8 protein-coding genes are annotated in these 8574 nt (G+C 71.9%); 1 reads left to right on the top strand and 7 read right to left on the bottom strand.

Annotation, left to right across the window (positions count from 1 at the left end):
- Positions 1 to 759: 759 nt before the first annotated feature.
- Both ACIP2X_RS37300 and ACIP2X_RS37295 read right to left on the bottom strand, forming a co-directional pair.
- Positions 760 to 1758, bottom strand: coding sequence for an anion permease (locus tag ACIP2X_RS37300; protein ID WP_401682627.1), 999 nt, complete (start codon positions 1756 to 1758; stop codon positions 760 to 762).
- 7 nt (positions 1759 to 1765) lie between these two features.
- Complete coding sequence (locus tag ACIP2X_RS37295) at positions 1766 to 2386, bottom strand: DUF47 domain-containing protein (RefSeq protein WP_385379872.1); 621 nt, start codon at positions 2384 to 2386, stop codon at positions 1766 to 1768.
- Positions 2387 to 2600: 214 nt separating this feature from the next.
- On the opposite strand from ACIP2X_RS37295, the gene ACIP2X_RS37290 reads away from it, so the two are divergent.
- A complete protein-coding gene (locus tag ACIP2X_RS37290) occupies positions 2601 to 2933 on the top strand; it encodes a metal-sensitive transcriptional regulator (protein ID WP_401682624.1) in 333 nt (110 codons plus the stop codon).
- A gap of 8 nt (positions 2934 to 2941) precedes the next feature.
- Here the strand turns inward: ACIP2X_RS37290 and ACIP2X_RS37285 are convergent, their stop codons facing one another.
- From ACIP2X_RS37285 to ACIP2X_RS37265, 5 genes are all read right to left on the bottom strand, one after another.
- On the bottom strand, positions 2942 to 3124 hold the full coding sequence (locus tag ACIP2X_RS37285) for a hypothetical protein (RefSeq protein ID WP_401682621.1): 183 nt from the start codon (positions 3122 to 3124) through the stop codon (positions 2942 to 2944).
- Positions 3125 to 3209: 85 nt separating this feature from the next.
- A complete protein-coding gene (locus ACIP2X_RS37280) occupies positions 3210 to 4046 on the bottom strand; it encodes a hypothetical protein (RefSeq protein ID WP_401682618.1) in 837 nt (278 codons plus the stop codon).
- Positions 4047 to 4478: 432 nt separating this feature from the next.
- Positions 4479 to 4904 (bottom strand): NUDIX hydrolase, encoded by a 426-nt coding sequence (locus ACIP2X_RS37275; RefSeq protein ID WP_401682615.1) that lies wholly within the window; start codon positions 4902 to 4904, stop codon positions 4479 to 4481.
- 26 nt (positions 4905 to 4930) lie between these two features.
- The gene (locus ACIP2X_RS37270) at positions 4931 to 6040 is read right to left on the bottom strand and encodes a CHAD domain-containing protein (RefSeq protein WP_401682612.1); all 1110 of its coding nucleotides are present in this window, start codon (positions 6038 to 6040) and stop codon (positions 4931 to 4933) included.
- On the bottom strand, positions 6021 to 8375 hold the full coding sequence (locus tag ACIP2X_RS37265; RefSeq protein ID WP_401682609.1) for an RNA degradosome polyphosphate kinase: 2355 nt from the start codon (positions 8373 to 8375) through the stop codon (positions 6021 to 6023). The genes ACIP2X_RS37270 and ACIP2X_RS37265 overlap by 20 nt, the downstream gene beginning before the upstream one ends.
- Between the last annotated feature and the right edge of the window lie 199 nt (positions 8376 to 8574).

Below are 8574 nucleotides of genomic sequence, written 5' to 3'. Positions count from 1 at the left end.
CCCCCCCCCCCCCCCCCCCCCCCCCCCCCCCCCCCCCCCCCCCCCCCCCCCCCCCCCCCCCCCCCCCCCCCCCCCCCCCCCCCCCCCCCCCCCCCACCCCCTTCCCGCCGTACGCGGCTGCCGCGCCGTGTGACTGCCGCCTGAGCGGGCCGGTCGCGCGTGGTGTTGGGTGCGGCTGCGGCGTCGTGTGGCTGACGCCGAGTGGGCCGGTTCCCTCGCGTCCCGGGCGGGTGCGGCGTCGTGTGACTGCGCCCGGGCGGGCGGGGCGCGTGGTGTTGGGGGCGCGGGTGCGGCGTCGTGTGGCTGACGCCGAGTGGGCCGGTTCCCTCGCGTCCCGGGCGGGTGCGGCGCCGTGCGACTGCGCCCGGGCGGGCGGGGCGCGTGGTGTTGGGGGCGGGTGCGGCGTCGTGTGACTGACGCCCGAGCTGGCCGGTTTCTTCGCGCCGCGGGCGGCTTCCGCACCATACGACTGACGCCTGAGCGGGCCGAGGCCCTCGCGCCCCGCCGGGCGGCCGGTCCCCTCGCGCCCCGGCGGGTGCGGCGGTGTGGGCCCGACGTCTGAGCGGGCGGTCCTTGCGCCGTGGGCGGGTGTCGCGCCGTGCGCCCGATGCCCGCGCGAGCGGGTTCCTTGGTGCTGTGGGTGGAGGCGGCGTCGTGCGTTCGATGCCCGAGCGGGTCGGTCTCCTCGTGCCGGTTTGGGCATGGGACAGCCTTGTCGGGGCGGACTTCTTTGTGGCGCCCCGGGGGTGAGCTGGGGTTTTAGAGGAAGGCGAGGTGTACGACGCCGAAGGCGCAGGCTGCTACTGCGCCGGCTGCCGGCATGGTGATGAACCAGCCGAGGACGATGTTCTTGGCCACGCCCCAGCGGACCGCGTTCACGCGCTTCGTCGCGCCGACGCCCATGATGGCCGAGGTGATGACGTGGGTCGTGGAGATGGGGGCCTTGAAGAGGAAGGCCGTGGTGAACATGATCGACGCGCCCGTGGTCTCGGCGGCGAAGCCCTGAGGGGGGTCGAGTTCGATGATCTTGCGGCCGAGGGTGCGCATGATGCGCCAGCCGCCGGCGTAGGTGCCGAGGGAGAGCATGAGGGCGCAGACGATCTTGACCCAGAGGGGGATCGGGTCGCCGTAGTCCTCGACGTCCGCGATGACCAGGGCCATCACGACGATGCCCATGGTCTTCTGGGCGTCCTGGAGGCCGTGGCCGAGGGCCATGCCCGCCGCGGAGACGGTCTGCGCTATGCGGAAGCCGCGCTTGGCCTTGTGCGGGTTGGAGCGGCGGAAGATCCACATGATCGCCGTCATCACCAGGTAGCCGACGATCAGGCCGACGACGGGAGAGATGAACATGGGGATGATGATCTTGTCGAGCACGCCGTCCCAGTAGACCCGCGTGCCGCCGGCCAGTGCCGCGCCGACCATGCCGCCGAAGAGGGCGTGGGAGGAGGAGGACGGCAGGCCGAAGTACCAGGTGATGAGGTTCCAGGTGATCGCGCCGAGGAGGGCGGCGAAGAGGATGCCCATGCCCGTGGAGCCCTCGGGCGTCTCGATCAGACCCTCGCTGACCGTCTTCGCGACGCCGCTGCCCAGGAAGGCGCCGGCCAGGTTCATGACCGCTGCCATGGCGAGCGCGGCCTTCGGCGTCAGGGCGCGCGTCGACACGGACGTGGCGATCGCGTTCGCCGAGTCGTGGAAGCCGTTGGTGTAGGTGAAGAAGAGGGCGACCAGGATGGTCACGACCAGGGCGAAGGTGTCCATGGACGGGTCAGGACTCCTTGACGGCGATGGTCTCCACCGTGTTCGCCACGTGTTCGAAAGCGTCGGCGGCCTCTTCGAGGACGTCGACGATCTGCTTGAGCTTCAGCACCTCGATCGCGTCGTACTTGCCGTTGAAGAGGTGGGCGAGCAGCTTGCGGTGGATCTGGTCGGCCTGGTTCTCCAGCCGGTTGACCTCGATCCAGTACTCGGTGAGGTTGTCCAGCGTGCGCAGGTGGGGCATCGCCTCGGCCGTCAGTTCGGCGGCGCGGGCGAGCACCTCGATCTGCTGGTCGACACCCTTGGGGAGTTCCTCGACGTTGTAGAGGACGACGAGGTCGACGGCCTCCTCCATGAAGTCCATGATGTCGTCGAGGGAGGACGCGAGGGAGTAGATGTCCTCGCGGTCGAAGGGCGTGATGAAGGAGGAGTTCAGCTGGTGGAAGATCGCGTGCGTCGCATCGTCACCGGCGTGTTCCGCTGCCCGCATACGCTCCGCGATCTCGGCCCGGGCGGAAGCGTCCGCCCCGAGCAGTTCCATCAGGAGTTTCGAGCCCGTGACGATGTTGTCCGCGGATGCGGCGAACATGTCATAGAAGCTCGTCTCCCTGGGGGTCAGACGAAAGCGCACGTGGGGTCCTCGGGGTGCTTCGGTTTCGGTCAGGGTGATGCTAGGCGCATCATCCGGCCACGGCTAATGGGCCGTCCTCCAGTGTCGCCCATGAATTCCGTGCATCTGTACGGGGGCGCTTCGGTGGCCGGCTCCGGGCAGTGGCCAAGGGGCCTATACCCAGCAAAGTTCGGTACGATATACCCAGTAGGGGTATGTGGATGGAGGACACGCGATGACGACCGCCGAGGCCGGTGAGGGCGTGGTGACCGACCACGACCGGGGCATCCACGGGTACCACAAGCAGAAGGACGAGCATCTCAAGCGGCTCAGGCGGATCGAGGGACAGATCCGTGGCCTGCAGCGGATGGTCGACGAGGACGTCTACTGCATCGACATACTCACGCAGGTCTCCGCCTCCACCAAGGCCCTGCAGTCCTTCGCGCTCCAGTTGCTGGAGGAGCACCTGCGGCACTGCGTCGCCGACGCCGCGCTGAAGGGCGGGACCGAGGTCGACGCCAAGGTCGAGGAGGCCACGAAGGCCATCGGGCGGCTGCTGCGGACGTGAGCTTTCGCTCACTTCCCGCGGGCGTCGTCCCCGCGTTCCTCCGCCACCCTCAGGACCTGGTCGATGCTCTCCAGGCTCAGCCGGTCCTCGTCCGCCGCGGAGGCCGCGATGATCAGCTCCCCGCACAGCTCGATCTCGGCGAGGGCCACGTGGTCCTGAACTGCCGTACCGCCGACCGGAGCCACGTGCATCACCTCTTCTCTGCCGTCACCGGCTTCCTAGAGTAGGGAGTGGCCTACACAACGCGCATGGCACGGACGGGCTAGTTCACGCCGGTCACTCCTCGGCGATCCGGCCCGCGTAGATGTCCTCCCGGGGTGGCAGGGTGACGTCGACGGGGGCGCCGAAATCGTAGAGCAGGGTCGTGGAAGCGACCGCCACGGTGCCCTCCTGCGTGCCGTTGACGAAGCTGAAGCGGTGCCTGATCTTACGGATCCTGCCCTGGTCGTCGAGGTACACGTCGAACGGGACCTCGGCCGTGGCGAACCCTTTCGCCGCCGCCGCGAGCGACGCCCGGCCCCCGGGTGACGCGGTGCCGGCCGCCTTCGTGAGATCGGCGGTGCCCCGGTAGTGGTGGACCTCCGTGCCCGCGACCTGGGTCCGCCCCACGTACGTCGCCGAGCGGGTGCCGCGCAGCACCTCGGCGGCGGCCCACGGGTCGGTGGCACCGCCGGTGACCAGGTTCCCGTCGGAGAGGGTCGCCGTGTCGACCCGCACCCACTTGTCCGCCGGGACCCCGGCGCCGCGGTTCTTCATGTAGAGGGCGCCGGGCGCGAGCAGCTCGGTGATCGGGCGGTGCTCGCTCTGGCCGGACGGGTCCTGGGGGAGCAGGACCTTCAGCCGGCCGCGCTGGCGGGCGAAGTCGTAGACGCCCTCGCCGCGGATGGTGACGCGGGTGCCGCCGGTCGCCATCTCCATCGACGTACGGGCCTTGGACGTGCCCGCGTCGGCCAGGGCCTCGGCGGCGCGGTGCAGTGTGCCGACCGGGTCGGCGGGGCGGGCGTCGTCCGCCGCGGCGCCGCTGCCGGCGCATCCGGAGGCGAGGAGGCAGGCACAGGCAGCCAGCCCCGCCGCCACGACCGTTCCGCCCGCCCTGCCGTGCTGCTCCGCCATGGTCTGCCTACCCCCAGCCGTCCGTCCGTCTCGGGACCCCTGCTGTCCGGTTAACGACGGGTAGGTTGAGCCGTCACGCGGGGCGGGGGGTGGTGGAGGCGTGCGCGGGAGTGTCCGGCCGTGGTGCGCGGGGGCGGCCGGGCCCGTCCGTACAGGACGCTCACGCCCGGCTGACCGGCCGTTCACCTGGTCTGGGTACCGTGGGTGCCGTGACAGAGCAGGATCGGTTCGCCCCAGGTCAGGACCGTCCGGAGCACCGCACCAGCACGGTCGAGCAAGGGCCCTTCTGCATGGCCCGGTGCGTCTGCGGCTGGCGTGGTCCCGCGCGTCGGGCGCGGAGCCTGGCCCGGACGGACGCGGCGGGGCATGTGGCTGGATCTTGACGGTCCAGGGCGGCGCGGCGGGGCCTCCGGCGCCCGGTGACGGGGCTTGCTAGGCGTGGCGCATGGTCGCCAGGAGTTCGTCCACCAGTTCGCGGTCGCGGGGCTGCGTCAGGCGCAGCCGGGCCGCGCCGGGAGGCAGCCACAGGATGCGGTCGACCTCGTCGTTCGGGGTGAAGCCGCCCGTGGTGGCCTCGGCCGCCCAGTAGCGGACCTCCTTGGGGCGGCCGTTCGCCATGTAGTGCACGGTGGGCAGCTCGGCACCCGGCGCCGCGGCGTAGCCGCTCTCCTCCTCGACCTCCCGCAGCGCGCCCGTCAGCGGGTCCTCGCCGCGCTTCAGCTTGCCCTTGGGGTGCGACCAGTCGTCGTACTTCGGGCGGTGCACCAGGCAGAGCTCCAGGCCCTCGGCGACGGGGGAGCGGCGCCACAGGACGCAGCCGGCCGCCAGGACCGGGGTGGTGTCCTTCGGATCGGTCACCGGCTTCTCACCGCCCCCTCGCGCGCTCAGGAAGTGCCTACCGTGTGCTTCTGCCACGACTGCTGGAACTCGAACCGGGCCGCCTCCACCTCGTGCCGCTGGTCGGCGTGGAGCACGCCGAGCGCGTACGCCGTCGCGGGTGCGATACGGGGCGTACGGGCCGCCGCTGCCGCCGCCGCTGCCGCCTCGGAGGCGTCGCGGTGCCGGTTGAGGGCCTGTCCGGCGGTCAGCAGGCGGACGTCGACCGGGGCGTTCGCGCCCTCCAGGACCTCGCGGGCGTAGCGGTGCAGCCGCAGCAGGAGGCGGACCTGGTGCCAGGGGGCGTCCTGCGGGTGCGGCGAGGGGTCCGGGGACAGCCCGTGGATCAGAGCCGCCGCGTTGTAGGGATGGCCCGCGGTGACCAGGGGCAGCGCGGCCACCGCGTCGGTGAGGCGCTCCTCGGCCGCCGAGGACTGCGGACGGAGGTCGGCGGTGGCCGCGGCGGGGGTCAGCGGGACCTCGCTGGCCAGTACGGCGACCTTGTCGGCGACCGCGTGGAAGCGCGAGGACCCGAGGGCCTGCAGAGCGGTGGAGTGCGCCCGGGTCCGGGCGAGGGTGAGCTGGCGTTCGAGCAGGGCGCCCGCCTTGGCCGCCCCGACCGTGAGGTTGCCGCGCTCCGGGGGCGCGGCGGGACCGGCGATGGGCGGTGCCCCCGCGGCCACCCGGGTGCCGGCGGCCCGGCCGCCCGCCGCCACGCCGGCCGCGGCCGCGTTCACCGGCTGGGACGGGAAGGTCGCGCCCGACAGCCGGTGCAGCGCCTGCAGCAGCCGCTCAAGGCGGGCCGCGTAGGCGTGCTCCAGGGCGAGGGTGCCCGAGAGCCAGGCCAGTTCCGGGCGCATGCCCTCCGACCAGTCGGTGTCCAGCAGCGGGCGGAACGTGTGCAGGCTGCCGCTGATGCGGCGGGCCGAGCGGCGCAGGGCTCGCGCCGCGTCGACGGTCTCCTCCGTGCCGTTGTTGCCGGACCCGGCACCGGACTCCCGGTGCTGTCGCAGCGCACGGAGGAACTCCGTGGCCTGGGCGCGCAGGTAGACCGCGAGGGCGTCTCCTGTCACCGGCCCGGCCACCGGGTCCGTCGGGTCAAGGTGTTGCTGTGCCACGCCGGCGCCTCCGGGCGTCTATGAGCATCTCCTGGATGTTCCTCAGGGGGCCGCCGTCCGCGTCCACCGCGTGCCGGGTCCACTCGCCGTCCGGGCCCAGGTGCCAGGAGGCGGTGGAGTCGGACATGCCGGTCTCCATGAGCCGGTTGAGGGCGGCGCGGTGCGCCGGGTCGACGACGCGCACCAGGGCCTCGATACGTCGGTCGAGATTGCGGTGCATCATGTCGGCGCTGCCGATCCACACCTCGGGCTCGCCGCCGTTGCCGAAGGCGAAGACCCGGGAGTGTTCGAGGAAGCGGCCGAGGATCGAGCGGACCCGGATGTTCTCCGACATGCCGGTCACACCCGGCCGGATCGCGCAGATGCCGCGCACCCAGATGTCGACCGGGACACCCGCCATGGACGCGCGGTACAGGGCGTCGATGACGGCCTCGTCGACCATCGAGTTGACCTTGATGCGGACGTAGGCGGGACGTCCGGCACGGTGGTGCTGGACCTCCTTGTTGATCCGCGCTATCAGACCGTCGCGCAGCGACTTGGGGGCCACCAGCAGCCGGCGGTAGGTCTCCCGGCGGGAGTAGCCGGAGAGCCGGTTGAAGAGGTCGGACAGGTCCGCGCCGACCTGCGGGTCGGCGGTGAGCAGACCGAGGTCCTCGTAGAGGCGGGCCGTCTTCGGGTGGTAGTTGCCGGTGCCGACGTGGCTGTAGCGCCGCAGGGTGTCGCCCTCCTGGCGGACCACCAGCGACAGCTTGCAGTGGGTCTTCAGGCCGACCAGGCCGTAGACCACGTGGCAGCCGGCCTCCTCCAGCTTGCGCGCCCACTTGATGTTGGCGTGCTCGTCGAAGCGGGCCTTGATCTCGACCAGGACGAGGACCTGCTTGCCGGACTCGGCGGCGTCTATCAGCGCGTCCACGATGGGGGAGTCGCCCGAGGTCCGGTACAGGGTCTGCTTGATGGCGAGGACGTCGGGGTCGGACGCCGCCTGCTCCAGGAAGGCCTGCACGGAGGTGGAGAAGGAGTCGTACGGGTGGTGCAGCAGGACGTCCCTGGCGCGCAGCGCGGCGAAGATGTCGGGCGCGGACGCGGACTCCACCTCGGCGAGGTCGCGGTGGGTGCCGGCGACGAACTTCGGGTACTTCAGCTCGGGCCGGTCCAGGCGGTGGATGCGGAACAGGCCGGTGAGGTCGAGCGGGCCGGGCAGCGGGTAGACCTCGGCCTCGCCGATCTTCAGCTCGCGCACCAGCAGGTCCAGCACCTCGCGGTCGATGGACTCCTCGACCTCCAGGCGGACCGGCGGGCCGAAGCGGCGGCGCATGAGCTCCTTCTCCAGGGCCTGGAGGAGGTTCTCGGCGTCGTCCTCCTCGACCTCCAGGTCCTCGTTCCTGGTCAGGCGGAAGGCGTGGTGCTCCAGGACCTCCATGCCGGGGAAGAGCTCTTCGAGGTGCGCGGCGATGACGTCCTCCAGCGGGACGTACCGGCCGGGCGCGGCCTCCAGGAAGCGGGAGAGCAGCGGGGGCACCTTGACGCGGGCGAAGTGCTTGTGGCCGCTGACCGGGTTGCGTACGACGACGGCCAGGTTGAGGGAGAGGCCGGAGATGTACGGGAACGGGTGCGCGGGGTCCACGGCCAGCGGGGTCAGGACCGGGAAGATCTGGTGCCGGAAGAGGGTGAACAGGCGGGCCTGTTCCTTCTCGGTCAGCTCGCTCCAGCGGACCAGGTGGATGCCCTCCTCCGCGAGCGCGGGGGCGACGTCCTCGTGGTAGCAGGCGGCGTGCCGGGCCATCAGCTCGCGGGAGCGGGCCCAGATCATCTCCAGCACCTGCATCGGCTGGAGGCCGGAGGCGGAGCGGGTGGCGACGCCGGTGGCGATGCGGCGCTTCAGTCCGGCGACCCGGACCATGAAGAACTCGTCCAGGTTGCTGGCGAAGATCGCGAGGAAGTTCGCCCGCTCCAGGAGGGGCGTGCTCGGGTCCTCGGCGAGTTCGAGAACCCGTTCGTTGAAGGCGAGCCAGCTGCGCTCCCGGTCGAGGAAGCGGCCCTGGGGCAACTGGACTCCGTCGACCGTCGTCTCCTCGTAGACATCGAGGTCGGCGTCGATGTCGGGTTCCAGGTCGGAGACCGTGGCCGAGACCGTGGGGGGGCGGTGCGCGGCGATGGAGCCCACGGAGGGCTGCGCGTGCTGGACCTCTGCCGGGGCGTTCTGCTGGCTCATGAACCCATTCTTCCGCGCCTGGGGCGAAACGGGCGCGTCGGAGCGAGCGGGCGGGATCATCGGGGCCCCGTTTCCCGCGCGACCCTCGGGGGGTGGCGACGGCTCTGGCACGGCGGGCGTCATTGGCCGAGCGTCGCAAGCTTGGCTGAATCGATGGTTACGGAGACATGACGTGCGGGATAGCGGGGGGCGGCTCCCCGGGGGGCCGGGGAGCCCACGGGCCTACGGGGGCCTGACGGGACGGGCCCTGTGGGGGGCTTGGTCGGGTTCTGGGGGAGGGAGGCGTTCCGGTGTGCGGCGGGGTGGCCCGGTGAGGGGCTTG

The sequence above is a fragment of the Streptomyces sp. NPDC089424 genome (assembly GCF_044749345.1).
Lineage (GTDB): Bacteria > Actinomycetota > Actinomycetes > Streptomycetales > Streptomycetaceae > Streptomyces.
This window is presented reverse-complemented; position numbering and strand designations above follow the sequence as displayed.

Coding starts and splice junctions, on each gene's coding strand:
- ACIP2X_RS37265 (WP_401682609.1), bottom strand. CDS start 8,375: ATGACGCCCGCCGTGCCAGAGCCGTCGCCACCCCCCGAGGGTCGCGCG.
- ACIP2X_RS37285 (WP_401682621.1), bottom strand. CDS start 3,124: ATGCACGTGGCTCCGGTCGGCGGTACGGCAGTTCAGGACCACGTGGCC.
- ACIP2X_RS37290 (WP_401682624.1), top strand. CDS start 2,601: ATGACGACCGCCGAGGCCGGTGAGGGCGTGGTGACCGACCACGACCGG.
- ACIP2X_RS37280 (WP_401682618.1), bottom strand. CDS start 4,046: ATGGCGGAGCAGCACGGCAGGGCGGGCGGAACGGTCGTGGCGGCGGGG.
- ACIP2X_RS37300 (WP_401682627.1), bottom strand. CDS start 1,758: ATGGACACCTTCGCCCTGGTCGTGACCATCCTGGTCGCCCTCTTCTTC.